The sequence below is a fragment of the Pseudomonas sp. QC2 genome, assembly GCF_002859085.1.
GTDB lineage: Bacteria > Pseudomonadota > Gammaproteobacteria > Pseudomonadales > Pseudomonadaceae > Aquipseudomonas > Aquipseudomonas petroselini.
The window spans coordinates 212,927-236,568 of record NZ_PKKS01000012.1; the positions used below are offsets into that span (position 1 = coordinate 212,927).

Annotated in this window: 25 protein-coding genes; 12 read left to right on the forward strand and 13 right to left on the reverse strand. The window is 61.5% G+C overall.

Translation table 11 applies throughout. From position 1 onward, the window contains the following. Positions 1-15: 15 nt before the first annotated feature. Positions 16-2,058, forward strand: coding sequence for a S9 family peptidase (locus QCBJ_RS12660; protein WP_102060940.1), 2,043 nt, complete (start codon positions 16-18; stop codon positions 2,056-2,058). 70 nt (positions 2,059-2,128) lie between these two features. After that, a complete protein-coding gene (locus QCBJ_RS12665) occupies positions 2,129-2,602 on the forward strand; it encodes a cyclic nucleotide-binding domain-containing protein (protein WP_012722819.1) in 474 nt (157 codons plus the stop codon). On the opposite strand, the gene QCBJ_RS12670 is transcribed toward QCBJ_RS12665, so the two are convergent. Next, a complete protein-coding gene (locus QCBJ_RS12670) occupies positions 2,599-2,877 on the reverse strand; it encodes a hypothetical protein (RefSeq protein ID WP_025858461.1) in 279 nt (92 codons plus the stop codon). The two genes, QCBJ_RS12665 and QCBJ_RS12670, sit on opposite strands and share 4 nt — an antisense overlap. A 78-nt stretch (positions 2,878-2,955) precedes the next feature. On the opposite strand from QCBJ_RS12670, the gene QCBJ_RS12675 reads away from it, so the two are divergent. Then, positions 2,956-3,642: a spermidine synthase gene (locus QCBJ_RS12675; RefSeq protein WP_046035159.1), complete on the forward strand. Its 687-nt coding sequence runs from the start codon at positions 2,956-2,958 to the stop codon at positions 3,640-3,642. A gap of 677 nt (positions 3,643-4,319) precedes the next feature. Here QCBJ_RS12675 and QCBJ_RS12680 read toward each other — a convergent pair. Beyond that, positions 4,320-5,240 carry a ParB/Srx family N-terminal domain-containing protein gene (locus QCBJ_RS12680; protein ID WP_093546993.1) on the reverse strand — a complete coding sequence of 307 codons (921 nt, stop codon included), beginning with the start codon at positions 5,238-5,240 and terminating at the stop codon, positions 4,320-4,322. Positions 5,241-5,338: 98 nt separating this feature from the next. On the opposite strand from QCBJ_RS12680, the gene QCBJ_RS12685 reads away from it, so the two are divergent. From QCBJ_RS12685 to QCBJ_RS12695, 3 genes are all read left to right on the forward strand, one after another. Then, positions 5,339-5,713 (forward strand): YajD family HNH nuclease, encoded by a 375-nt coding sequence (locus QCBJ_RS12685; RefSeq protein ID WP_003210675.1) that lies wholly within the window; start codon positions 5,339-5,341, stop codon positions 5,711-5,713. A 167-nt stretch (positions 5,714-5,880) separates the two neighbouring features. Beyond that, positions 5,881-6,348, forward strand: a complete 468-nt coding sequence (locus tag QCBJ_RS12690) for an RNA methyltransferase (protein WP_003189607.1) — start codon at positions 5,881-5,883, stop codon at positions 6,346-6,348. 68 nt (positions 6,349-6,416) lie between these two features. Continuing rightward, complete coding sequence (locus tag QCBJ_RS12695) at positions 6,417-6,767, forward strand: DUF2892 domain-containing protein (RefSeq protein WP_012722814.1); 351 nt, start codon at positions 6,417-6,419, stop codon at positions 6,765-6,767. Positions 6,768-6,836: 69 nt separating this feature from the next. Here QCBJ_RS12695 and QCBJ_RS12700 read toward each other — a convergent pair whose 3' ends face one another. Both QCBJ_RS12700 and QCBJ_RS12705 read right to left on the reverse strand, forming a co-directional pair. Further along, positions 6,837-8,057, reverse strand: coding sequence for a hypothetical protein (locus QCBJ_RS12700; protein ID WP_102060941.1), 1,221 nt, complete (start codon positions 8,055-8,057; stop codon positions 6,837-6,839). Between the two features lie 13 nt (positions 8,058-8,070). After that, entirely contained in the window at positions 8,071-8,520 is a 450-nt protein-coding gene (locus QCBJ_RS12705) for a YcgN family cysteine cluster protein (RefSeq protein WP_003172524.1), read from the reverse strand. Between the two features lie 153 nt (positions 8,521-8,673). On the opposite strand from QCBJ_RS12705, the gene QCBJ_RS12710 reads away from it, so the two are divergent. Next, entirely contained in the window at positions 8,674-9,258 is a 585-nt protein-coding gene (locus QCBJ_RS12710; RefSeq protein WP_012722811.1) for a nitroreductase family protein, read from the forward strand. Positions 9,259-9,383: 125 nt separating this feature from the next. Here QCBJ_RS12710 and QCBJ_RS12715 read toward each other — a convergent pair whose 3' ends face one another. From QCBJ_RS12715 to QCBJ_RS12735, 5 genes are all read right to left on the reverse strand, one after another. Next, on the reverse strand, positions 9,384-10,316 hold the full coding sequence (locus QCBJ_RS12715; RefSeq protein WP_012722810.1) for a D-2-hydroxyacid dehydrogenase: 933 nt from the start codon (positions 10,314-10,316) through the stop codon (positions 9,384-9,386). 107 nt (positions 10,317-10,423) lie between these two features. Then, a complete protein-coding gene (locus tag QCBJ_RS12720; RefSeq protein ID WP_003189597.1) occupies positions 10,424-10,717 on the reverse strand; it encodes a YcgL domain-containing protein in 294 nt (97 codons plus the stop codon). Next, a complete protein-coding gene (gene rnd / locus QCBJ_RS12725; protein WP_012722809.1) occupies positions 10,714-11,847 on the reverse strand; it encodes a ribonuclease D in 1,134 nt (377 codons plus the stop codon). The genes QCBJ_RS12720 and rnd overlap by 4 nt, the downstream gene beginning before the upstream one ends. Before the next feature lie 122 nt (positions 11,848-11,969). Continuing rightward, positions 11,970-12,569: a class I SAM-dependent methyltransferase gene (locus QCBJ_RS12730; RefSeq protein WP_046036821.1), complete on the reverse strand. Its 600-nt coding sequence runs from the start codon at positions 12,567-12,569 to the stop codon at positions 11,970-11,972. 101 nt (positions 12,570-12,670) lie between these two features. Then, positions 12,671-14,041 (reverse strand): glutamine synthetase family protein, encoded by a 1,371-nt coding sequence (locus QCBJ_RS12735; RefSeq protein ID WP_093547005.1) that lies wholly within the window; start codon positions 14,039-14,041, stop codon positions 12,671-12,673. A gap of 343 nt (positions 14,042-14,384) precedes the next feature. Between QCBJ_RS12735 and QCBJ_RS12740 the strand changes: the two genes are divergently transcribed. Further along, a complete protein-coding gene (locus QCBJ_RS12740) occupies positions 14,385-15,155 on the forward strand; it encodes a transporter substrate-binding domain-containing protein (RefSeq protein WP_043204953.1) in 771 nt (256 codons plus the stop codon). Between the two features lie 50 nt (positions 15,156-15,205). Continuing rightward, entirely contained in the window at positions 15,206-16,045 is an 840-nt protein-coding gene (locus tag QCBJ_RS12745) for a cache domain-containing protein (RefSeq protein ID WP_043204951.1), read from the forward strand. 463 nt (positions 16,046-16,508) lie between these two features. Here the strand turns inward: QCBJ_RS12745 and QCBJ_RS12755 are convergent, their stop codons facing one another. Both QCBJ_RS12755 and pobA read right to left on the reverse strand, forming a co-directional pair. After that, entirely contained in the window at positions 16,509-18,026 is a 1,518-nt protein-coding gene (locus QCBJ_RS12755; RefSeq protein WP_052308698.1) for an MDR family MFS transporter, read from the reverse strand. Between the two features lie 66 nt (positions 18,027-18,092). Beyond that, complete coding sequence (gene pobA, locus QCBJ_RS12760) at positions 18,093-19,277, reverse strand: 4-hydroxybenzoate 3-monooxygenase (RefSeq protein ID WP_175538125.1); 1,185 nt, start codon at positions 19,275-19,277, stop codon at positions 18,093-18,095. 189 nt (positions 19,278-19,466) lie between these two features. Between pobA and QCBJ_RS12765 the strand changes: the two genes are divergently transcribed. Next, positions 19,467-20,345, forward strand: a complete 879-nt coding sequence (locus QCBJ_RS12765) for a helix-turn-helix domain-containing protein (RefSeq protein WP_093547008.1) — start codon at positions 19,467-19,469, stop codon at positions 20,343-20,345. A 44-nt stretch (positions 20,346-20,389) separates the two neighbouring features. Here the strand turns inward: QCBJ_RS12765 and QCBJ_RS30200 are convergent, their stop codons facing one another. Together QCBJ_RS30200 and QCBJ_RS12770 are read right to left on the reverse strand one after the other, a co-directional pair. Continuing rightward, entirely contained in the window at positions 20,390-20,566 is a 177-nt protein-coding gene (locus QCBJ_RS30200; RefSeq protein WP_012722801.1) for a hypothetical protein, read from the reverse strand. 100 nt (positions 20,567-20,666) lie between these two features. After that, entirely contained in the window at positions 20,667-21,572 is a 906-nt protein-coding gene (locus tag QCBJ_RS12770; RefSeq protein WP_046036548.1) for a LysR family transcriptional regulator, read from the reverse strand. Between the two features lie 104 nt (positions 21,573-21,676). Between QCBJ_RS12770 and QCBJ_RS12775 the strand changes: the two genes are divergently transcribed. Continuing rightward, entirely contained in the window at positions 21,677-22,543 is an 867-nt protein-coding gene (locus tag QCBJ_RS12775) for an MBL fold metallo-hydrolase (protein ID WP_102060943.1), read from the forward strand. 33 nt (positions 22,544-22,576) lie between these two features. Further along, a complete protein-coding gene (locus tag QCBJ_RS12780) occupies positions 22,577-23,191 on the forward strand; it encodes an NAD(P)-dependent oxidoreductase (protein WP_102060949.1) in 615 nt (204 codons plus the stop codon). The last annotated feature ends 451 nt before the right edge of the window (positions 23,192-23,642 follow it).

The following is a 23,642-nucleotide window of genomic DNA, read 5'->3' on the forward strand; positions in this document are numbered from 1 at the left end:
GATAGAGAATAATCCATGCCTATATCGCTCCCCCCGATTGCCCGCAAGGCCCCAGGCCCAGATCCGTACGCCTGGCTGCAGGAGCGTGACAGCGCTGAGGTGCTCGACTACCTCAAGGCCGAAAACGCCTGGCAGGAAGCCCAGCTCGCCGACCAGCAGGCGCTGCGCGAAACCCTGTTTGAGGAGATCAAGGGCCGCATTCTCGAAACCGATCTGTCCCTGCCCTCGCCCTGGGGCCCGTACCTCTACTACACCCGCACCACCGCCGGTGACGAGTACGCCCGTCACTACCGCTGCCGTCGCCCGGCCGACGACAGCAACCAGGTGGATGACAGCAGCGAGGAGTTGTTGCTGGACCCGAACGTGCTGGCCAATGGCGGTTTCTTCTCCCTCGGCGCGTTCAGCATCAGCCCCGACCACCAGCGCCTGGCCTACAGCCTCGACACCAGCGGTGAAGAGATCTACACCCTGTACGTGAAGGAATTGGCGACCGGCAAGGTCAGCGAACTGGAATTCCAGGACTGCGACGGCAGCATGACCTGGGCCAACGACAGCCTGACGCTGTTCTTCGGCGAACTGGACGACACCCACCGTCCGCACAAACTGTATCGCTACCGCCTGGATGGCACGGCCGCGCAGGAAGTGTTCCATGAGCCGGACGGCCGATTTTTCCTGCATTGCTACCGTTCCAGCTCCGAGCGCCAGTTGCTGCTGTCGCTGGGCAGCAAGACCACCAGCGAGGTCTGGGCGCTGGACGCCAACCAGCCGCACCTGGACTTCACCTGCCTGGCGCCGCGGGTCGAGGACCACGAATACGATGTCGACCACGGCCAGCTGAATGGCGCGTGGACCTGGTTTATCCGCAGCAACCGGGAGGGCATCAACTACGCACTGTTCGTGGCAACCGACATCGGCGACATGCCGACCGAGGATGAGTGGCAAAACCTCATCCCCCACAGCGACGAGGTGATGCTCGACGGCGTGAGCCTGAATACCAGTGCCATGACCCTGAGCCTGCGCATGGGTGGCCTGCCGGTGATCGAAGTGCACCCGGAAGGCCTGCCGGCCTATCGCGTGGAATTGCCTGACGCCGCCTACAGCCTCTACGTACAGAACAGCCTGGAGTTTTCCAGCAACAAGATCCGTCTGCGCTACGAAGCGTTGAACCGACCGGCCCAGGTCCGCCAACTGGAACTGGCCAGCGGTGCGCAGCAGGTGCTCAAGGAAACGCCGGTACTGGGCGTGTTCAACGCCGATGACTATGTGAGCCAACGCCTGTGGGCCACCTCGGCGGATGGCACCCAAGTGCCGATCAGCCTGGTGGTCAAGCGCGACCACCTCGGTAAACCTGTGCCTTTGTACCTGTACGGCTACGGCGCCTACGGTTCAAGCCTCGACCCGTGGTTCTCCCATGCCCGCTTGAGCCTGCTGGACCGTGGCGTGGCCTTCGCCATTGCGCATGTGCGCGGCGGCGGCGAGCTGGGCGAAGCCTGGTACCGCGCGGGCAAGCAGGAACACAAGCAGAACACCTTCAGCGACTTTATCGCCTGCGCCGAACACCTGATCGCCCAGGGCCTGACCACCGCCAAGCAACTGGCGATCAGCGGCGGCAGTGCCGGCGGCCTGCTGATCGGCGCGGTACTGAACCAGCGCCCGGCACTGTTCCAGGCGGCGATTGCCGAAGTGCCGTTCGTCGACGTGCTCAACACCATGCTCGACCCGGAACTGCCCCTGACCATCACCGAGTACGACGAGTGGGGTAACCCGCAGGAGCCCGAGGTGTATGCACGCATCAAGGCCTACGCGCCGTACGAAAATGTCAGCCCCCAGGCCTACCCGCACATGCTGGTGATCGCCGGCTACAACGACAGCCGCGTGCAATATTGGGAAGCCGCCAAGTGGGTCGCCAAGTTGCGTGACACCAAGACCGACGACAACCTGCTGTTGCTCAAGACCGAACTGGGCGCCGGCCACGGTGGCATGAGCGGTCGTTACCAGGGATTACGTGACGTAGCGCTCGAATATGGATTTGTGTTCAAGGCGTTGGGGCTGGTTTAAGGAACTTAGCCGGGCGGTTCTGTCTGAACACAGGACCGCCCTACATGATTGATGGACCAAGATTGCAGCCATGGCACTACCGACACATATGAATACCGAGATCCGTGACATGCTCATGGACTGCGGCTTGTTCGACCCGCTGTTGCCGGAGGATTTTCACATCGCCGCCGGCTACTTCAATATCAGCAGCATTGCCCGTGACGAGGTGATTTTTCTCGAGGGCGATGCCGGCACGTTCATGTGCATCCTCCACAGCGGCCAGGTGGCGGTGCAGAAAACCCATCACGATGGCCAGCGCCTGACGATCGCCACCCTGCGCAGTGGCCGGGCTTTTGGCGAAATGGCGGTACTCGACGGCGAACGACGCTCGGCCAGTTGCGTGGCGGCGAGTGACTGTGTGCTGTTGAACCTGGGTAAGGACGCTCTGGAAAAGATGCTCAACGAAGCGCCCAGGGTGGCCGCCAAGATCATCCGAGCGATCGCCATTGCCCTGTCCAAACGCCTGCGCATGGCCGACGGCCAATTACTCTCGCAACAGTTTTAACCGCCGGGCGTCTTCGGCTTGCTGTCGTTTTGCTGCAGGCCGGGCACGGTCTGGTCCTTCGGCGGCGTTGGCAGCACGATGGGCACCAAGGGTGGCGAACCGTTCGTCTTGGGCACGGCAGGCGGGGTCACTTGCGGGTACAGCGTCGGCGTCGGGGTGCCCGGTGCGCCTGGCGTTGGGGCTGGCGCGACCGGTACGGTTTGCAACTCCTGAGCCTGCGCCGCACCCAAGGCGAGCGCGCTCAACACAATGACCGTTAGAATGCTGCACTTCATCGATGGCTCCATGGCCTGACCGGAATGTCGTAAGGCTACTCCCAACCGCGCAAGAATGCCCTTCCCAATGAGATTTCCATGAAACGTTTCGTTCTGCTGGACACCACCCCGATCCCCGACAACGGCGGTGCCTTGTGCCTGTTCGAATACGGTGAAGATTTCGTCATCAAGATCCAGGGCGGTGACGGCGGCCAATTGATGAACACGCGCATGCACGGCTCCGAAGACGCCCTGGCGGAAATCCCCTGCCGCAAAGTCGCCGGCCGCCCCGGTTCGCGGGTGTTGATTGGTGGCTTGGGCATGGGTTTTACCCTGGCCTCGGCACTCAAGCATTTAGGCAAGACCGCCGAAGTAGTCGTCGCCGAGCTGGTGCCCGGCGTCGTGGAATGGAACCGCGGACCACTGGGAGAAAAATCCGGCCGCCCGTTGCTGGACCCGCGCACGGTGATCCGCCTGGAAGACGTGGCCAAGGTGCTGCAAGCCGAGCCCCAGGGCTTTGACGCGATCATGCTGGATGTGGACAACGGCCCCGAAGGCCTCACCCAAAAAGCCAACAGCTGGCTCTACTCCGCCGGCGGCCTGGCGGCATGCGCCAAAGCCCTGCGCCCCAAAGGCGTACTGGCCGTGTGGTCGGCCAGCGCCGATAAACTGTTCAGCGACAAACTGCGCAAAGCCGGATTCAAGGCCGAAGAAGTGCAAGTGTTTGCCCACGGCAACAAGGGCACGCGGCATACCATCTGGATTGCCGAGAAGCTCAAAGGCTGAACGCACTGTGGGAGCCCCCCAAAGCTAACCACGATGCGAAGCGAGCCGCTCTTGATCCTGATCTTGATCTAGCTTTTGATCTTAGGCGCCCCGTCAAACACGCTGGCCGGAATTCGACAGGGATTTGGGGGGTAAACCGGCAGGGATGCCGGTTTAGCCGCCCCACGCCATGGATGGCGCGTGGCGGCGGCCCCCCAAATACCTGTCGGATTACGGGCACACCGAGCGTGAGCGAGGTGCCGAGTGTTGGGGCAAGAGCGTTTTGCTTACTTTTGCGCTCTTCAAAAGTGAGCCGCTGTAAAAGCGGAACCCATAGTGGCCGTTACCTAAATAACGGATATGTACCCTGTCTGATCCAACATCCAGGTCAGCCGTCAGGCCGCCACGGGAGCAAGCTCCCTCGCCACAGGTCCTGCGCCATACCCAGAATTGTGTAGATACCGAGGCCCCGATGGCGCTGAATCAGTCACCTGATGAATCGACTGACACACCGCCATCGGGGGCAAGCCCCCTCCCACATTTGGATCGCAGCCTAACAATTAGATGGTGGTCGGCCGTTAGGCCGCCAGCGGGAGCAAGCTCCCTCGCCATAGGTCCAGCCCCATACCTATACGGTGAACCTCATACACCCAGGTGCCCAAATCACAGCCAAACCAGCCCCCACATTTCGTCCCGCATCAGTTTCGAGATTTACGGTAATCAATCACATACGGCACTTTTTTGTCGAAAGTCTTCTCCAGCTCATCGCGGTCCAGCTTGGTCATACCGCCCAACTGATGGGCAGTAAACCCGCTGTCACCGACCTGCGCCCCCGGCGCCAAGCTGACCATCCGCTTGGCCACCGCCTCAATGGCGTCGCTATAGCCGCCCTTCTTGTTCAGATTGAAAGCCCCCAGGTCGATCTGCGTGCGCAACCAGTTCCCCCAGTAAAACTCCAGGAACTCCGGCGCAACTTCGCCAGCATCAGGCTTGCCATAAGCAGCCTTACGAGTGAAATACACCAGGCTGCGAAAGGTGTCGTCCTGCAGATGCTTGAACCCCAGGTGAGCCGGCAACTGCTCAGGCGGCAGGGCCTGGCCTTGATTGTCCTTGAGCCAGACTTTGCGCGCGGCCTGCATGCGCTGCCAGAAACGCTGCATGTCCGGGCTGTTGCTGAAGTCATCCGTAACCTTGACCCACATTTTCAAGCGGGGGCCGCCACCGGGCACTTCCCACAAGGTGGTGAAGCTGTGGTGACCGTCGGTCAGGTACAACTGGCCACCGGGGCCGACCACCACGGTTTTCATGTCCTCGGGATGGCTGCCCACCGGGTCCTTGCAGGTAAAGCTGGCAGGCTTATGCAGGTCGGCGCCCTTGGGGACTTTATCCGCCTCGCCCTGGCCATTGGTTTCACAGTATTCATCAAAGACCTTGGCAGGTTTGTCGGCAAACAGCCCGAGGCTGTAGTAAATCTGGTCAAAACCCACCACGGCCTGGGTCGGGTGTAATTGTTCGAGGGCCACCTCGATCACCTGCCCAGGCTGAGGTGTAGAGAATGCCTGGGCGTGGGCAGCCATCCCACACAGCAACAATGCAACAGTCCATGAATGCAGACGCATGAGTTTCAAATCCTTATCGATAAAGTGAAGCGGTTATTTACAACGCGAGCGGCTAGAATCAACCCTATCCGTGAACCATCAAATAGCCAGGAGCCATGATGAGCTCAACCAACCCGCCCTCCCACACCGCCAAGCTGGACCGCATCCTCGCCGATGCCCAGCGCGACCGGGAAATGGGCTACCGCGACAAAGCCTTGAAGATGTACCCCCACGTGTGCGGCCGCTGCGCGCGTGAGTTTGCCGGCAAACGCTTGAGTGAACTGACCGTACACCACCGTAACCACAATCATGATGACAATCCCCAGGACGGTTCCAACTGGGAGTTGTTGTGCCTGTATTGCCACGACAACGAGCACTCGCGTTATACCGACCAGCAGTATTTCGGCGAAGGCTCCACCAGCAGCCCGACGATTGCCAAGGCCACGCATAACCCGTTTGCGGCGTTGGCGGGGTTGATGAAGAAAGACGACTGAATGGGGTCAGCGGGCTAGCGCTGCGCAACAGCCCCAATAAAGCCAGCTAAACAGGCGGTAATTGGCGTTGGGGCCGCTTCGCGCCCCAGCGCGCGGCAAGCCCGCTCACCACATTGTTTAGGCCAATCCCCGTATAATCGCCGTTTTTCTCCAAGGCACCCTTCCCCGTGGGCAATAAACGCTACAGCTGCATCGGTCTGTATAACCCCAAATCCCCCGAAAACGTCGGCTCGGTCATGCGCGCCGCCGGCTGCTACGGCGTGGCCTCGGTGTTCTACACCGGCGTGCGTTACGAGCGCGCCCGGGACTTCATCACCGACACCAAGAAAGTCCACCACGACATTCCGCTGATCGGCATCGATGACCTGAAAAAGATCCTGCCGCTGGGCTGCATTCCCGTTGCCGTGGAACTGGTGGAAGGCGCCCGCCCGCTGCCGGAATACACCCACCCCGACCGCGCGCTGTACATTTTCGGCCCGGAAGACGGCTCCCTCGACAAAGAGATCCGCGACTGGTGTGAAGACGTTGTGTACATCCCGACCACCGGCTGCATGAACCTCGCCGCCACCGTCAACGTGGTGCTCTATGACCGCCTGGCCAAGGGCAACAACACCCGCTCGGGCCCCAAGTACTGATTTTTTGGGAACATCCGGCGCCTGCGGGCAGTCAGCTATTTATCACTAGCCCTTGTTGGAGACAGACCATGAGCGACAGCAAAACCTTGCGCCCTATCATCGAGCACACCCCGTTTGAACCTCAGCCCACGCAAAACGTGCACGGTTGGGAACGTATCGGCTCGGTGGCCGGTGGCGTGATCATGGTCGGCAAAGGCCTGCGCCGTGGCGGGCTTTTCGGCTTGATCCAGATAGCGATCGGCGGCGTGGCGCTGGCACGTGGCTTCACTGGGCACAGTTCGCTCAAAGACAAGCTGGAACAGGGCCGCCATGAAATGAACACGGTGCGCACGAAGATCGAACGAGCCGGGGAAGAGTTGAAGAACTTGAAGACCAAAGCCGAAGTGGCGGTTGAGAAAGCCACCAAAACCGCTGGCTGACGCCACGCTCAAAGAGATTGAAGATCCCACGGTGGGAGGGGGCTTGCCACCTCCCACCGTGGTTTTGCGTCAATGCAATAATTTGGAATCCAGCACCACTGACGACTCGCCGATGATGCTCTCGGCCAGTTGCACGAACTCCGCAGTGGTGATGCTGTTTGCCCGCATCACCGCTTGCGCGAGATCATCCAGTGAGCGCTTGTTGTGAGTCTTCACGCGGATCTCGCGGTCCAGCTCCTGCAGCACCACCACCGCCCGTGACACCGTCGCGCCGCTGACGTGTTCGCCACGCAGGCTGGTCACGTCCTTGCCTTCCTTGGCCAGGCGCGCCTGTATCGCCTGATACCGCTCATCGGTGATGCCCCCGGCTCGGCGCACCAGTTCAATGGCGTAGTAGTCGGCCAGGCCTTCGCTGATCCAGTCACTGGTGTCGTGGTCATTGAAGCGGCCAATCGCCTGCACCACCTCACGCACCAACGGGCTGCTGCCGTTTTCGCTGACCAGCGGCGTGCGGCTGTTGAGGTAGATCGAGTCGCGTGCCGAGAACGCCCCGCGGCGCATCGGGTCGCTGGCGCCCACCACCAGCAGCTTGGCCGGATGCCGCGGGAACGCGGCTTCCACCTGAGGCCAGACGAAGGTCAGCAACGTCAGTACATCCATACGGCGCATCGCCTGGCCCTTGGGCGAGGCCACGGTGACTTCCGTCTCGCCCAGGCGCACGCGGCGGCTGCCGAGGTTGCCGGCAAGCATCCAGCCGGTGGGCCGGTCAAACAGGCGTGAGACGTTGTCGATACGGAACGTGTTCTTGCCGATGCGCGGCCAGGCGGTCTCGACACTTTTCCAGCCGGCCGGCAGCTCGAACACCAGGCGCGAGACCAACTCGACGCCATCCTGCTGGTCAAGCCGTGCGGTTGGCACCAGGTCTTCACCGCGAAACAGCGCCCAGCTCGGCGTCATGCGCGCTTCATAGATACCCGGTTTGCGCGCGTGGGTAAGGCGCACGCGGTAGGTCAGGCTGGCTTTGCTGGCGCCGGGCTGCCAGAGGCCACGGTGCTCGTTGATGCTCCACTGGCCGTCGGCCTTGAAGTCGCTGTAGTCGCCATCGCGGCCCAGGTCGAAGTTCAGGCTGCGTACCGCCGAGCCCTGGGACAGGCTTACACGTACCTCGGCCTGATCGCTCTGGGGCAACAGTTTGACGTGATAATCCAGGTCGACTTTCTTTGCGCACCACGCCGGCGTGCTCAGCGCCAGCAGCACCACAGGTACCGCCCGCTTGAATCCCCCCCTCATACCCACTCCTTGTTCAGCCCGCGCGGAAAATCAGGTAATCCTCCCAGTCATCCTCGGGCACGCTGCCTTCGCTGAGCATGCGCCCGGACTGGGAAATACGTTCATGGTGCACGGCGTCGCGGTCGCCGCAGACCAGGTGGTGCCACAGCGGCAGGTCCTTGCGTTCGCTGACCAGCCGGTAGCCGCAGGTCGGCGGCAGCCATTTGAACTGGTCGGCCTGGCCCGGGGTGAGTTGGATGCAGTCCGGCACCGACGCACGGCGGTTGGGGTAGTCGGTGCACTGGCAGGTTTTCAGGTCGAGCAGCTTGCAGGCGATACGCGTGTAATAAACGCTGTTGTCGTCTTCGTCCTCAAGCTTCTGCAGGCAGCACAGGCCACAGCCGTCGCACAACGACTCCCACTCCTCCTGGTCGAGGTGTTCAAGGGTTTTGCGTATCCAGAAAGGTTCGACTTTGGCGGCCATGGCTCTACATCAGTATCGGTAGGTGAAAAGGCCGCCAGTCTAGTGCCCACGGCGCCTGGAACCAAGCGCTAGCGACTGGCGGTGTAACAACACTTGTCAGTCTAGTGGCCGCGCAGTAGCTTTGAGCGCCGAATTGACGATCAGGAACTGCTCATGACCCGTGTTGCCGACTATCCGATCCACACCCAGTTCACCGACCGCTGGTCGCCTCGTGCCTTCACGGGCGAGAGCATCTCCCAGGAAACCCTCCTGAGCTTTTTCGAAGCCGCACGCTGGGCACCTTCCGCCTACAACTCGCAGCCGTGGCGCTTCCTCTACGCGCGCCGCGACACGCCGGACTGGGAGCGTTTCCTCGGTTTGCTGAATGAATTCAACCGTGGCTGGGCCCAGCATGCGTCGGCCCTGGTGATCATTGCCTCGAAAACCGACTTCATCGCCCCCGGCGCCACGGAAGAAACCCCGGCCCTGTGGCACACCTTCGACACCGGTTCCGCGTGGGGCCACCTGGCGCTGCAAGCCAGCCTCAGCGGCTGGCACACCCACGGCATGGCCGGCTTCGATCAGGAACTGACCCGCAAAGAGCTGAAAATCCCGGAAGGTTATGCACTGCATGCCGCCGTGGCCGTGGGCAAGTTGGGCGATAAGTCGACATTGCCTGAATACCTGCAAGGCCGCGAAACACCCAGCCCGCGCAAGCCGCTGAGCGAGCTGGTGTCCGAGGGTGATTTCAGCCTCTAAGCCTGACGCAATCCGAAATGTGGGAGGGGGCTTGCTCCCGATTGCAGTGGATCAGTCAAAGCAATTAGTGACTGTCACTCCGCTATCGGGAGCAAGCCCCCTCCCACATTTGGAGTTGCGTTGTGTCAGTAACCGCGCTCGAAATCCACTTCGCCGCGCAGCGCTTCCTTGGCCTCATACGCCCGCAGGTTTTGCACAAACAGCTCCACCATCAACTCCGGCGACGTCGGCGCCGAGCTGTGCCCGGTCAGCAGCAGCCCCCAAGCGGTCCAGAACGGATGACGCTGCGGCAACGGCTCCTGCCGGCAGACGTCGATCACCGCGCCCGCCAAATGGCCCTCTTTCAACGCCTCGACCAGGTCGGCATCGACCACCGCCACTCCGCGCCCGACGTTGATGAACAAGCCGGTCGACTTGAATTGCTTGAACAGCGCCGCGTCGTACAGGTCATGGGTACTCGGCGTGTTGGGCAGCAGGTTGATCACGTAGTCCACCTCCCCCACCAGCCGGCCCAGTTGGTCGAGCCCGGCCACTTCGATAAACGGCGCCTGTTCGCGTGCGGTGCTGGCGATGCCGTACAGCTTCACGCCAAATGGCAGCAGGAAATCGGCAACACGCTGACCGATATCGCCGGTGCCGACGATCAGCGCCTTGCGCCCCGCCAGGCTCTGGCCCATGCGGTTGTCCCATTTACGTTCGACCTGGCTGACCAAACGCGCCAACACTTCGCGCTCGTGCCCGAGCATGTAGGTGAGGACAAACTCGGCCATGACCTGGCCAAAGATGCCGACTGCACGGGTCAGGCGGTAATCGCGGGGCAGGCCTTCGGCCAGCAACGGGGTGATGCCGGCCCAGGTCGATTGCAGCCATTGCGGATGATGGCCTTGACGCAATAACGTCGCCAGCAGGTCCGGCTGGCCCAGCCATACCGGGCAATCGGCGGCCAGGCGTGACAGCTCGGCCGAGTCGCCGCTGGTCAGCACTTCCAGGTCCGGTGCCGCCTCTCCCAGTAATTGGGCGTAGAGCGGGTGATCCTGTTCAGCAATCAGAACACGCATGCTTAAAACCTTTCAAAAACAGTACGAGCGGCCGCCCGCATCCTTACGGCCACCGCTCACTTATACGATTCCATTAAAGCAAGTACCCCGAACGGGGCACGGATCGATCACATCGGGTCGTTACGGCGCAGCAGCTCTTCGGGCAAGTGTTCGATGTACTCGTCCTCGGCCGGCGGCATTTGCAGGTGGTAGCCCTGCTTGTCGAGGTTTTCCAGGACCACAGCGATGTCCTCGCGGGACAGTTTGCGCTCGGGCGTCAGCACCATGTCGAACGCGTGATGGGCCTTGCCGAAGGCCTCCATCAACGGTTCAGGCACCCGCTCCAGGGCATCGCTTTTCAGCACGTAGAGGTACATCCCGTCTTTTTTCTTGCTGCGATAGATGGAGCAAATACGTTTCAAGGCTGTTCTCCGGCAGTGGCCAGGCTGTCGAGCAGCGCCTGGCCCATCAACTCGCGGCGCCAGCCACGCAGCGAGTCTGGCAATTTATAAGGCCCGTCGGGGTAGCCACTTTTGACCAGGGCCTCCAGGGTTTTCTTGCGCAGCATCAGTTCCGGCGCCATGTCCAGGCGCTCGGCGAACGTTTGGCCCAAGGCGCGCAGTTGCTTGATCAGAGCGGCGGCATCCACCGGCAACGGTTCGGCGACGGCGGGCGGCCATTGGTCCATCGGCACGCTGCCGGCCCGCTTGATCAGGTCCAGCAGGAACTGGCCGTCCTGACGCACGGTGCGCGGGTGCATGTCTTCGATCTTGCCCAGGGCGGCGAGGTTATCCGGCTGGGATTTGGCCAGGGGCCACAACGAGTGTTCACGAATGATGCGGTTACGCGGCAGGTCACGCGCACGGGCCTGCTGCTCGCGCCACGCGCACAGTTCACGCAGCACGGCGAGTTGGGCACGCGACAGTTTCCACGCCAGCTTGGCGTCGCGGTACACCTCGTACGGGTCGACTTCGCGGCGCAGGTTGGCGACCAGTTCGGCACCGTCGTCCAGCACCCAGGCGTACTTTTCGTCCGACAGTCGTGGACGCAAACGCGTGTAAACCTCGGCCAGGTGCACCGCGTCTTCGGCGGCGTAGCTGATCTGCGTCTCGGACAGCGGCCGCTGCAGCCAGTCCGAGCGGGTCTCGCCCTTGGGCAGCTCGATATCCAGCACGGCTTGCACCAGGCGCGAATAGCCCATGGAAAAACCGAGGTTCAGGTAAGCCGCCGCCAATTGGGTGTCGAACAACGGCACCGGCAGGCTGCCGGTCAAGCGCAGCAGCACTTCGAGGTCTTCACTGCACGCGTGCACCACCTTGATCACCGCCGGGTTTTCCAGCAAGGCGGCCAGGGGTTGCCAGTTGTCGATGGTCAGGGGGTCGATCAGGTAAGCGCGTACGCCATCACCGATCTGGATCAGCCCGGCAATGGGATAAAAGGTGTCGACCCGCATGAATTCGGTGTCGAGGGCGACGAATGGCAACTGCTGCCATTCGGCGCAGTGCTGGCCGAGGCTATCGTTGTCGCAGATCCAGTGAATATCGATGGCCACACGGCTCTCCCTTGAAGAATGGCGCGCAGTATATATCGCGAAAGGGACTTGCGAGCATTCGCAGTGCACAGGCGACCATGAAAACTCAGACAGGAGGTGAAGAATAGTCCGACAGGCGGGACTTATCCTCTCTTACGTAACACATAGACCCGCCACAGGCTTGAGCCCGGCATGAATTCCTGATGATGCAGAACCTTGAAGCCGGACTGGCGAAACTCGTCCTCTACGGCGGTACGAGAAGGCACGGAGACAATCACCGTGTCGCGGCTGACCCGGTGAAACTCGCGCAGCAACGCCAGTCGCCCTTCGCTGCTGGGTACATGGCGAAACAATTCCAGGCAGAAAATGCAGTCCACCGCATTCGCCGACAACCCGATGGAAAACGCCGAGCCCTGGAACGTCTTGACGCGCTTGAGCAACGACACGGGGTGGTGGGTGCGAGCGTGGTCGAGCATGTCCTGGGAATTGTCCGAGGCCAGGATCACCCGGTTGACGTGTTCGGCCAGCACCGGCCAGAAGCGCCCCGAGCCGCAGGCCAGGTCCAGCAACAGCCCGGGTTCACCGGCGACTTTCAGCGCCTGGCGCACCATCCATTCGTCGCGCCACGACGCCAGGCGCTGTCGCAGCCCGGGCGGATGTGTTTCGCCGCAGACCCTGGCGTGCTCACGGTCGCAACGCTCGGCGTATTCGATCTCGATGGAGGAAGGTGATTGTGGCGACATCGCGGGCTCATGTGGGTTGAACGGTAGTGAACGACCTTGATTCGTAGCTTAACCACTGCAATGTCAAAAAAAGGTCGAAGCCTTCACTGCCGTAAACCTGATCACGCCGGGTGCAGGTACCAACGCCAATCCTGCTCGCCCACTTCGCCCATGAACTGGCGGTATTCGGCGCGTTTTACCGCCAGGTACACGCCGAGGAATTCACTGCCGAATGCCTCTCGCGCCCAGCGTGAATCTTCAAGGGCACGCAGGGTGGTCAACCAGTCGGTGGGCAGCAATTCCTTGGCCTGGGCGTAACCGTTGCCTTCTACCGGGGCGCCGGGGTCGCGTTGTTCACGGATGCCGCGATGGATGCCGGCCAGGATCGCCGCCGCGGCCAGGTAAGGGTTGGCGTCGGCGCCGCAGATACGGTGTTCGATATGCCGGGAGTGGGCCGGCCCGCCCGGTACGCGCAGGCTGACAGTGCGGTTGTCCACGCCCCAAGTGGCGGCCAGCGGCGCGTAGCTGTTGGCCTGGAAGCGGCGGTAGGAGTTGGCGTTGGGGCAGAACATCAATAGCGAATCGAGCAAGGTGCTGAGCATGCCGCCCACCGCCTGGCGCAACAGCGGCGTGCCGTCGGTGGCTTCGCTGGCGAACAGGTTGTTGCCCTCGGCATCCGCCAGGCTCACGTGCATGTGCATGCCGGTGCCGGCAAGGTCGTCGAACGGCTTGGCCATGAAGCAGGCGGTCATCCCGTGTTTATGTGCCACGCCCTTGACCAGGCGTTTGTAGCGCACGGCTTCGTCCATGGCTTGCAGGGCGTCGGTGCGATGCTCCAGGGTGATTTCCACTTGGCCCGGCGCGTATTCGGAAATCGCCGTGCGCGCAGGAATGCCCTGCAGTTTGCAGGCGCTGTAGAGGTCGGCGAGGAACGGCTCGATCTGCTCCAGTTCGCGCAGGCCGTAGACCTGGGTCGAGCGCGGGCGCCCGCCATCCACATCGCGCGCCGGTTGCGGGCGGCCATTGCTGTCGAGCTTCTGGTCGAGCAGGTAGAACTCCAGTTCCGCCGCCATCACCGGGTAATAACCATCGGCCTTGAGGCCGTCGATCACCTTGGCCAACAAATGCCGGGGGTCGGCCACGGTCGCGGGCAGGCCTTCTGTCGGATGCATGCTGACTTGCACCGCTGCAGTGGGGATCAGCCGCCACGGCATGCGCTGCAAGCTGCCGCTGATCGGGTAGGCGCGGCAGTCAATATCGCCCACGTCCCAGACCAGCCCGGAGTTTTCCACGTCGTCGCCGTTGATGGTCAGGCCAAGAATGGTGCTGGGCAGCGGCCGACCACTCTCATACACCGCCAGCAACTCATCGCGGTGCAACAGCTTGCCGCGCGGTACGCCATTGTTGTCGAGGATAAACAGCTCGAACATTTCGATGTCCGGGTGCTGTTCGAGGAAAGACTGGGCTTCGTGCAGACTGGCAAAAACACTCATGGGCATTCTCATACGTATGTGTCGGGCAGGCGCACAGGCGCGCGCCATCCAGGGGATGGATCAACGTAGGAATAAGGTGTCTGGTGGGCGTGCGTGTCGGCAGTGGAACAGGGCCCAGAACGCGAGATCGGACGGCAGTATCGCGGGGTGAGTGTCGGAGGAGCCGTCCATGCGGGAATCACAGTGCGAGAGATAAGCGCGAGCGTCACACGCCTGTATAGGTGTTTAAATCCAGGGTTGACGGAGTTTGGTTGCAGCTTGGCTAAACATTCGACGCACCTTGCCACCCTGCCCCGTGCTGGAAATAATGAGCGCCCTCGACATGCCCCAAGGACTCGACCGCATGAAAGCTCTTTTAGCCCTGTGTGTACTCGGTCTGGCGACCAGCGCCCTGGCCGACACCGCCCCCTCGCGCCTGGACGAAGTGCTCCAGCGCGGCACGCTGGCGGTGTGCACCACCGGCGACTACAAGCCTTACACGTCCCTGCGCGCCGATGGCAGTTATGAAGGCATCGACATCGCCATGGCCGAGTCCCTGGCAAAAAGCCTCAACGCTAAAATCCAATGGGTGCCCACTACGTGGAAAACGCTGATGCCGGACTTCCTGGCCCAGCGCTGCGATATTGCCGTGGGCGGAATTTCGGTGTCCCTGGAACGCCAGAAGAAAGCCTTCTTCAGCCAAACCCTGGGCGTCGACGGCAAGATCCCACTGGTGCGCTGCGCCGATGTACAGCGCTATCAGACCGTCGAGCAGATCAACCAGCCCCAGGTGCGCGTGATCGAACCGGCGGGTGGCACCAACGAAGTGTTCGCCCGCACCCATCTGGGCCAGGCGCAAATACGTTTGCACGACAACGTGACCCTCTTCGACGAGCTGCTGGCGGGTAAAGCCGACGTGATGATCACCGACGCCAGCGAAGCGCGTTACCAGCAAAAACTCAAGCCAGGCCTGTGCGCGGTCAACCCGGAGCGGCAGATGCAGTACAGCGAAAAAGCCTTTTTGCTGCCGCGTGATGATGTGGCGTGGAAGAGCTATGTCGACCAGTGGTTGCACTTGAGCATGGCCACCGGGGTGTATGACGGCATTGTTAATCAATGGCTGGCGGCGCCTTGAGCCACAGGCGTCTACGCTGTGGTCACACCAACAATAACGAGGGATGGGCCATGAAGGGATTGCTCCGACTCACCTGGCTGCTGCTGTTGTGTTTCAGCCAGGTGCACGCCGCGACGACTCAGGACGAGGACGCGCAGGCGGCCAAGGCATTGCTGGAAAAAGCCTTGGCTTACTACAAGAGCAACGGCGACAAGGCGTTTGCCGCCTTCAGCCGGCAGGGCGAATTCGTTGACCACGACCGCTATGTGTTCGTGGTCGACACCCAGGGCGTGTTGCTGGCCAGTGGTGGGCCCTCCTCCGCCTTGATCGGCCGCGATGTGTCTGAAGTGCTCGGCCCGGATTTGCGTGAGTCGTTCAAGGACGCGCTCAAGCGTCCGGAAGGCCAGGGCATCCAGCAGGCCGACTACCGCTGGCAGAATTGGAACGATGGCAAGGTCGAGCATAAACACGTGTTTTATCAGCGTGTGGGCGAACGCATCCTGGCGGTGGGTTATTACTTGCCTCGGGCCACGCCGGAACAAGCCAGGGCCTTGCGCAACAAGGCGGTGAACGCGTTGCTCAAGGATGAAAGCGGTACGCTCAAGGCCATTAACTCATTGCAGGGGGGGTTCTTGCAGGATGATCTCTATGTGTTTGTGGTCGACCTGAATACCCAGCGCTATGTGGCCCATGGCACTAATCTGCGGCTGGTGAATACTGACTTCAGCAAGATCAAGGATCCGGATGGCAAGCCGGTGGGGGAGCCGATTCTCAGGATGATGGCGGAGCAGGATCAGGGGGAATACAAGTACCGTTGGAAGAACCCGGTGACTGACAGGGTTGAGAATAAGCATGCGTATGTGCGCAAGGCTGGGCATTTTATGGTGGCGGTCGGGTACTACAGCCCTTGATGGGGCTTTGACTGTGGGGGCTGCTCAATCTAACGGTAACTCCGCGATCCAAATGTGGGAGCGGGCTTGCTCACGAAGGCTACCTGGCAGATGACCAGGATGTTGGATCAGACCGGGTACATATCCGTTATTCAGGTAACGGCCACTGTTGGTTCCGCTCTTACAGCGGGTCACTTTTGAAAGGAGCCCAAAAGTAACCAAAAGGCTCTTGCCCCAACACTCGGCACCTCGCTCACGCTCGGTGTGCCCGTAATCCGACAGGTATTTGGGGGGCCGCCGCCACGCGCCATCCATGGCGCGAGGCGGCGGCCCCCCAAATACCTGTCGAATTCCGGCCAGCGTGTTTGACGGGGCGCCTGAGATCAAAAGCTAGATCAAGGTCACGATCAAGAGCGGCTCGCTTCGCATCGTGGTTACGGTTGAGTGCTACACGCTTGTGTAGATAACTCGGCGTCACTGCGGTTTATTTTGCCTTGTCCTCACGGCCGCGCAGCACTCGGTTCGGCATTGCGATTGCCGCCGCTAGCCCCAGCAGTGACACCGCTGCACTGACCATCAGCAAATGTCGGAATGTCACCGCCAACTCGCCGCGCAGGGCGTCCTGCGCTGGGCCGGGGGCGGCGTTGAGGCCGTCGAGCAGTACGTTGCCGGAACTGCCTTCCGCCACCACTGCGCCGGTGGCCAGGTGGGCGAAGCTGGAATCTTGCAGCAGCGCCAGTAGCAGTGCCGACATGCACGCTACCCCCACGGCCCCGCCCAGGGAGCGGAATAGGTTGGTGGTGCTGGTGGCGACGCCGATGTCGCGCTGGTCCACCGAGTTTTGCGTACCTACCAGCGAGGTGGGGAATTGCATGCCGGCAGCGATGCCGCACAGCAGCATGAACATCGCCGTCAGCCCCACCGCCTGGGGCGCGCTCAGGGCCATGCCGAGGATGGCGAAGGGGCTCAGCAATGCGCCGCTGAGGATCATCGGTTTATAGCGTCCGGTCACGGAGGTCATGCGCCCGGCAAAATAGGCGCCCATCGGCAAGCCCATGGCCAGCGGCAGCAGGTGCAGGGCCGCGCTGTCGGCCCCGGAGCCGGTCACCGTCTGATAACGCAGCGGCATCAGCACCGTCAGGGAAATCGCCTGGAAACTGGTGAAAAAGATCGTGCACCAGCACAACACCGCGCTGCGGTTGGCGAACAGATGCATCGGCAGCAACGGCTCGCGTGCGCGGCGCTCGTGCCACACGAATAACGTCAATGCCACCAAGGCAGCCAGCAACAGCCCGAGCACTTCGTCGTCACGCCAAGGGTGGCCCTGGCCGATTTCGGTGATGCCCAGCAGCAAGGCGGTCAGGCCGATGATCATCAGCACAGTGCCGAGGTAATCGATGATCGGCTTGCGTTGCGGCACCGGCAGCCCCACCAGGGTGCGATGGGCCACGTACCAGGCGCCGGCGCCCAAGGGTAGGTTGATCAGGAACACCCAGCGCCATGACAGGTACTCGGTCATGTAGCCGCCGAGCACCGGCCCGGCGACGCTGGCCACCGCGTACATGCTGCTGAAATAGCCCTGGTAGCGCCCGCGTTCGCGGGGCGGGATGATGTCGCCGATGATCGCCTGGCTCACCGAGATCATGCCGCCGGCGCCGATGCCCTGGAGGATCCGCGCCAGCACCAGTTGCTCCATGCTTTGCGCCATGCCGCAGAACAGCGAGGCCAGGGTGAACAGGCCCATGCCGATCAGCATCATCGGCCGGCGCCCGTAGAGGTCACCGAGCTTGCCGTAGATCGGCACCGCCACGGTCATCGCCACCATGTAGCCGGAGATGACCCAGGCCAACAGGTTGACGTCGTGGAACTGCGCGGAGATGGCGGGCATGGACACGGCGACAATGGTCTGGTCCAGGGCCCCCAGGAAGATCGCCATCATCAGTGAGGCGAGGATGCTGCGTACGGCGGGCAGCGGCGGAGCGGGCTGATTGAGGTGCGTCACGGCAGGACCTTCGAGCAAGGCCCGCGGGAAAAGGCGGCCCGCTGGAATGCTCGATACGATAGCAGGCTATTCGATAGCTTCGTAAGGAAGTCCAACGTAATTTTCTGCGATGGTTTTGCGCCCCGCCTCCGAGTGGATGAAGTATTCAAGCTCACTCTCGGCGATGCGCTGGCTGAAGCCGTCCGCCTCGGGAAACTGGTGCAGCATCGAGGTCATCCACCAGGAAAACCGCTCGGCCTTCCACACCCGCCGCAGGCAGATGGCGGAATAGCGCTCCAGCAAGTCCACCCGCCCTTCGCCGTAGACCTTGAGCAAAATCCGATACAGCGTGCTCACATCGCTGGCCGCCAGGTTCAAGCCCTTGGCGCCGGTGGGCGGCACGATATGCGCGGCGTCCCCCAGCAGGAACAGGCGCCCGTACTGCATCGGTTCCACGACGAAACTGCGCAGCGGCGCGATGCTTTTCTCGATCGACGGGCCGGTTACCAAGTCCTCGGCGAGGTGGCTGGGCAGGCGGGTTTTGAGTTCATCCCAGAAGCGCGCGTCGGGCCATTCATCGATCGGTTCGTCCACCGGCACCTGCAGGTAATAGCGGCTGCGGGTCGGCGAACGCATGCTGCACAAGGCAAAACCACGCGGGTGCTTGGCGTACACCAGTTCAGCGTGCACCGGCGGTGTATCGGCAAGGATGCCCAGCCAGCCGAAGGGGTAGACCCGCTCGAAGACCTTGAGGGACTCCGCCGGGATCGATTGACGCGCCACACCATGGAAACCATCGCACCCGGCGATGTAGTCGCACTCCAGGCGAAAGGCTTCGCCCTGATGCTCAAACGTCAGCCAGGGTCGATCACTTTTGAGGCCATGGGGCTGCACGTCACGGGCTTCGTAGAGGGTGATCGCGCCAGCGTCGGCGCGGGCGGCCATCAGGTCGCGGGTGACTTCGGTCTGGCCGTAGACCATCACCGACTGACCGCCGGTCAGTGCCTTGAGGTCGATATGGGTAAGCTGGCCATTGAGCGCCAACTCGAAGCCATCATGCACCAGGCCTTCGCTATCCATACGCTGGCTGACGCCCGCCTGCCTCAGCAGGTCGACCATGCCTTGCTCCAATACGCCGGCTCGGATGCGGCCTTGCACGTAATCGGCGCTCTGGCGCTCTAGGATAAGGGTCTCGATACCGGCATTGTGCAACAGCTGGCCGAGCAACAGTCCCGAGGGACCGGCGCCGATAATGGCGACTTGGGTTTTCAGCGTTTTCATTATTTTTATCGCCCGCATGCTTCACCCGAACGGATAGGGTGAAAGAATTGTCAGTGGTCTTGTAGCTGACATTTTTCACTTGAGTGGCCAGCATAAGAAGGTGAAAACTGAGCCAAAGCCTGCGCTTTTTGCCAATCGGGGCGATTACCGCACCACTCTCCTGGGTATCGGATTGAAACCATGACCAAAACCGCGATTCCGGTCTTCAAGCTTTACGGGGAAAACCAGCAATGGCCGACGCCCGATTTGTTGCACTGTGAAACCATTTCCCGACGCAGTCGGGAATACCAGTGGGAAATCCAGCCCCACCGGCACGCGGATCTGTGCCAGTTGCTGTATGTGCACAAAGGCCAGGCAGAATTGGAGATCGAAGGTCAGCGCTCCACGTTGAACGAAGCGACATTGCAGGTATTGCCGCCGCTGTGTGTGCACGGGTTTCGTTTTTCCGAGGATGTCGAAGGTTACGTGGTGACGCTCGCGGCGCCGCTGGTCAGCCATTTGCAAACTCAGTTGGGCACCACGGTCGACGGTTTACAGGCGCTGGGCAACTACCCGGCGGGCAAGGACAGTGATTACCTGAACAGCCAGTTCGCCCGCTTGCAGGATGAATACGCCGACGAACAACCGGCGCGGGACATGATGATGCATGCGCTGGTCAGCGTGCTGCTGGTGTGGATCAGCCGCCAAGCCATCCAGCGTCGCCACCCACGGGCGCCACGGGGGCGCGAGTATTTTCGCAAGTTCACGCAATTGGTCGAGCAGCATTACCGCGAACACCCGAAGATCGAAGACCTGGCCCACAAACTGGGCATCTCGGTCTCACACCTGAACGGCACATGTCGGGAATTGGGTGGGCAGCCGGCGCTGCAGATCATGCACGACCGCCAATTGCTGGAAGCCAAGCGCCTGCTGACTTACACCAGCATGACCATCAATGAAATGTCAGAGGTATTGGGGTTTTCCGACCCGACCAACTTCTCTCGACTGTTCCGCCGACGCGTCGGGTTCTCGCCCAAGGCGTTTCGCGAACAACTCAAGGCCGAAACACCGCAGCGCTAACGGTCAGAGCGGGTTTCCACATTTGCATCCCCTAAGGGCGGTTTTTAGCGCAACGCGCTGAAACTGCCAGTATGGGGAACGCATTGATCCTGATGGCAGCTGATCGCAAAGGTGGGCTGCATACGGGTCTGCTCCACGCGGTAGGCGGCAGTCCCGTACAGTGCGCTGGCAATGGCGCACAGGCTGAAAATCATCAGGTACTTTCTGGTTTTAATGCTCATGGCACAGACCTCTGAGCGGATCTACACGGTGCTGTCTAAAGCATAGGTCAACCAGGCCAAGTTGCCATTATCGGGCGACATTCAACACGTTTATGTCGGCCTAGAGACCGACATCCCACGCCGGCTCTTCCGGGAACCTCAGCACCAGGAAATCCAACAGGCTACGCAGTGCCGATGGCATGTGCTTGCGCGAGGCGTAGACCGCGTAGATGTTCATCTGCCGAGGCTCAGCCTCGGGCAGCAGGCGCACCAGTTCGCCACGGCGGATGTAATCGCCGGCCTGGTAAGTGGGCAGCATCGACACCCCGGCCCCGGCCAGCGTCACTCGCAACAAGGTGCTGGCTTCGTTGGAGGTGATGTTGCCGTTGATGGGCACCGAGACGTGCTCGCCACCCTCTTCGAAATGCCACAGGCTTTTGCCGAAATAGGAATGGGTCAGGCAGTTGTGCGAGGCCAGTTCTTCGACTTTCCGAGGGGCCGGATGCGCCAGCAGATAGGCCGGTGAGGCACACACCACGGAGCGGCACACGGTCAGGCGCCGTGCAATGAGGTTGGGGTCCAGGTCGTTGCTGGTGCGGATGGCCAGGTCGATGCGTTCATCCACCAGGTTCACCGTGCGATCGAGCATTTGCAGGTCGACAGTCACCAGCGGGTAGCGCGTGACGTACTCGGCGATGGCCTCGGCCAATTGCGCCTGGCCGAATGAGGTGCTGACACTCAGGCGCAGCAGGCCACGGGGCGCGTCATCCGGTTCGCTGACGGCGGCCTGCATATCGCAACACAATTCCAGTAATTGCCGACAACGTGGCAGGGTTTCACCGCCTGCCGCCGTGAGGCTGAGCTTGCGCGTGGTGCGGTGCAGCAGGCGTGCGCCGACCCAATCTTCCAGCTCGGCCAGGTAGCGCGACACCACCGGGCGCGACAGGTCCAGATGATCGGCAGCGGCGGACTGGCTGCCCAGGTCCACCACCGTGACAAACACGCGCATTGCTTGAAGACGATCCATGATCTGCCCGATTTCAGAAACAAACTATGTCCCAGCATCGCATTTTTAGTCTGGTTTTGTGCAACTAAGCTCTGTGCATCCCTTACCGATGCTGGAGCTGACCGATGTTCTCAACCCTCAAGCGCTTGACCCTGGCGACCGCCGCCCTGGCCTTCGCCGCCCATGCGGCGGCAGCCGACCTGACTCTGGAGGTGTACAACCCAGGCGAGGCCGCGATCTTTCCGGTGAGCTCGGTGCTGGTCAGCGGCGCCAAGGACGCGATCCTGGTGGACGCCCAATTTGGCAAGGGCCAGGCCGAACAGTTGGTACAGAAGATCCGCGCCAGCGGCAAACACCTGACCACCATCTACATCAGCCATGGCGACCCGGACTACTACTTCGGCCTCGATACCCTCACCGCCGCCTTCCCCGACGCCAAGGTGCTGGCCCCGCAACCGGTGGTCGACCACATCAAGGCGACCGTGGACGGCAAGCTTGCGTTCTGGGGACCGAAAATGGGCGCCGATAAACCCGCCCGAACCCTCGTGCCGCAGGTACTCGAAGGCCACAGCCTGAACCTCGAAGGCCAGCAACTGGACGTAATCGGCCTGGACGGCCCGCAGCCGGACCGCAGTTTTGTGTGGATCCCGTCGATCAAGGCCGTGGTCGGTGGCGTAGTGGTCGCCGAAAATATTCACGTGTGGATGGCCGACACCCAGAGTGCGCAATCCCATAAAGACTGGCTGACCACCCTGCAACGCATCGAAGACCTGAAGCCGCGCACCGTGATCCCAGGCCATTACCTGGGCACACCGTCTCTGAAATCCGTGGCCTTTACCGCCGACTACATCAAGGCCTTTGACGCCGAGACCACCAAGGCCAAGAACTCCGCCGCCCTGATCGCGGCCATGAAAAAGCGTTACCCCACCCTCGCCGACGAAAGCTCGCTGGAGTTGAGCGCTAAAGTCGCCAAGGGCGAAATGAAGTGGTGAATGGTGTTAAACCCTAACGTACTGGAGAACGTCATGAGCAAGATTGCAATCATTGGGGCCACCGGCCGTGCCGGTAGCCAACTGCTGGAAGAAGCGCTGCGTCGTGGGCATAGCGTTGTGGCGATTGCGCGTAACACCGACAAACTGGCGGCGCGCCCGGGTGTCACCGTCAAGCAAGTGGACGCACTGGATGCAGATGCGCTGCAACAGGCCATCAGCGGCAGCAACGTGGTGATCAGCGCAGCGCACTTCGCCACCCTACCCGCCAGCGCCGTGATCGCGCCGGTGAAAAAAGCCGGGGTGAAACGCCTGTTGGTAGTGGGCGGTGCCGGTTCACTGCTGCTGCCGGGTGGCGGGCGAGTGATCGACAGCGAGGGTTTCCCGGCAGAGTACAAGGCCGAAGCCAGTGCCGGCGCAGCATTTCTCGAAGCACTGCGTCAGGAAAAAGAGCTGGATTGGACCTTCCTGTCGCCGTCGGCGGAGTTCGTTGAAACCGAACGCACCGGCACATTCCGTGTAGGTCAGGATGATCTGCTGGTCAGCAGTGAAGGCCGCAGTTGGATCAGCTTTGCCGACTATGCCATTGCCCTGATCGACGAAGTGGAATCGCCCAAGCACTCCCGCCAACGCTTCACCGTCGGCTACTGACACAACACAGTTAAAACGGTGGGAGGGGGCTTGCTCCCGATGGCGGTGGGTCAGTTGGAATATCGTTGACTGAACCACCGCCATCGGGGGCAAGCCCCCTCCCACATTGGGATTTTCAAGTCGCTGGAAACGTTGAATCGCACAAGCACTCGCACCGAACGCTTCACCGTCGGCTACTGACACAACACAGTTAAAACTGTGGGAGGGGGCAACCCCCCTCCCACATTGGGATTTTCAAGTCGCTGGAAACGTTGAATCGCCCAAGCACTCGCACAGAACGCTTCACCATCGGCTACTGACACAACACAGTTAAAACTGTGGGAGGGGGTTTGAACTGGTCAAGTAATCTTGGACACCGATTACGGTTCACGCCGCCAACCTTTCCTTCACGACCGGCGACCTGTAGTCGTTATAGCTGTGAGGCCTGCTGATGTTGTAGCGCGAGACATAG

What these genes read in the sequence shown, in the direction of transcription:
- QCBJ_RS12665 (WP_012722819.1), top strand. Translation starts at nt 2,129, where the DNA reads ATGGCACTACCGACACATATGAATACCGAGATCCGTGACATGCTCATG.
- QCBJ_RS12700 (WP_102060941.1), bottom strand. Translation starts at nt 8,057, where the DNA reads ATGAGGGGGGGATTCAAGCGGGCGGTACCTGTGGTGCTGCTGGCGCTG.
- QCBJ_RS12695 (WP_012722814.1), top strand. Translation starts at nt 6,417, where the DNA reads ATGAGCGACAGCAAAACCTTGCGCCCTATCATCGAGCACACCCCGTTT.
- QCBJ_RS12660 (WP_102060940.1), top strand. Translation starts at nt 16, where the DNA reads ATGCCTATATCGCTCCCCCCGATTGCCCGCAAGGCCCCAGGCCCAGAT.
- QCBJ_RS12705 (WP_003172524.1), bottom strand. Translation starts at nt 8,520, where the DNA reads ATGGCCGCCAAAGTCGAACCTTTCTGGATACGCAAAACCCTTGAACAC.
- QCBJ_RS12730 (WP_046036821.1), bottom strand. Translation starts at nt 12,569, where the DNA reads ATGTCGCCACAATCACCTTCCTCCATCGAGATCGAATACGCCGAGCGT.
- QCBJ_RS12675 (WP_046035159.1), top strand. Translation starts at nt 2,956, where the DNA reads ATGAAACGTTTCGTTCTGCTGGACACCACCCCGATCCCCGACAACGGC.
- QCBJ_RS12780 (WP_102060949.1), top strand. Translation starts at nt 22,577, where the DNA reads ATGAGCAAGATTGCAATCATTGGGGCCACCGGCCGTGCCGGTAGCCAA.
- QCBJ_RS12770 (WP_046036548.1), bottom strand. Translation starts at nt 21,572, where the DNA reads ATGGATCGTCTTCAAGCAATGCGCGTGTTTGTCACGGTGGTGGACCTG.
- QCBJ_RS12685 (WP_003210675.1), top strand. Translation starts at nt 5,339, where the DNA reads ATGAGCTCAACCAACCCGCCCTCCCACACCGCCAAGCTGGACCGCATC.
- QCBJ_RS30200 (WP_012722801.1), bottom strand. Translation starts at nt 20,566, where the DNA reads ATGAGCATTAAAACCAGAAAGTACCTGATGATTTTCAGCCTGTGCGCC.
- QCBJ_RS12710 (WP_012722811.1), top strand. Translation starts at nt 8,674, where the DNA reads ATGACCCGTGTTGCCGACTATCCGATCCACACCCAGTTCACCGACCGC.
- QCBJ_RS12680 (WP_093546993.1), bottom strand. Translation starts at nt 5,240, where the DNA reads ATGCGTCTGCATTCATGGACTGTTGCATTGTTGCTGTGTGGGATGGCT.
- QCBJ_RS12765 (WP_093547008.1), top strand. Translation starts at nt 19,467, where the DNA reads ATGACCAAAACCGCGATTCCGGTCTTCAAGCTTTACGGGGAAAACCAG.
- QCBJ_RS12775 (WP_102060943.1), top strand. Translation starts at nt 21,677, where the DNA reads ATGTTCTCAACCCTCAAGCGCTTGACCCTGGCGACCGCCGCCCTGGCC.
- QCBJ_RS12715 (WP_012722810.1), bottom strand. Translation starts at nt 10,316, where the DNA reads ATGCGTGTTCTGATTGCTGAACAGGATCACCCGCTCTACGCCCAATTA.
- QCBJ_RS12745 (WP_043204951.1), top strand. Translation starts at nt 15,206, where the DNA reads ATGAAGGGATTGCTCCGACTCACCTGGCTGCTGCTGTTGTGTTTCAGC.
- QCBJ_RS12670 (WP_025858461.1), bottom strand. Translation starts at nt 2,877, where the DNA reads ATGAAGTGCAGCATTCTAACGGTCATTGTGTTGAGCGCGCTCGCCTTG.
- QCBJ_RS12735 (WP_093547005.1), bottom strand. Translation starts at nt 14,041, where the DNA reads ATGAGTGTTTTTGCCAGTCTGCACGAAGCCCAGTCTTTCCTCGAACAG.
- QCBJ_RS12740 (WP_043204953.1), top strand. Translation starts at nt 14,385, where the DNA reads ATGAAAGCTCTTTTAGCCCTGTGTGTACTCGGTCTGGCGACCAGCGCC.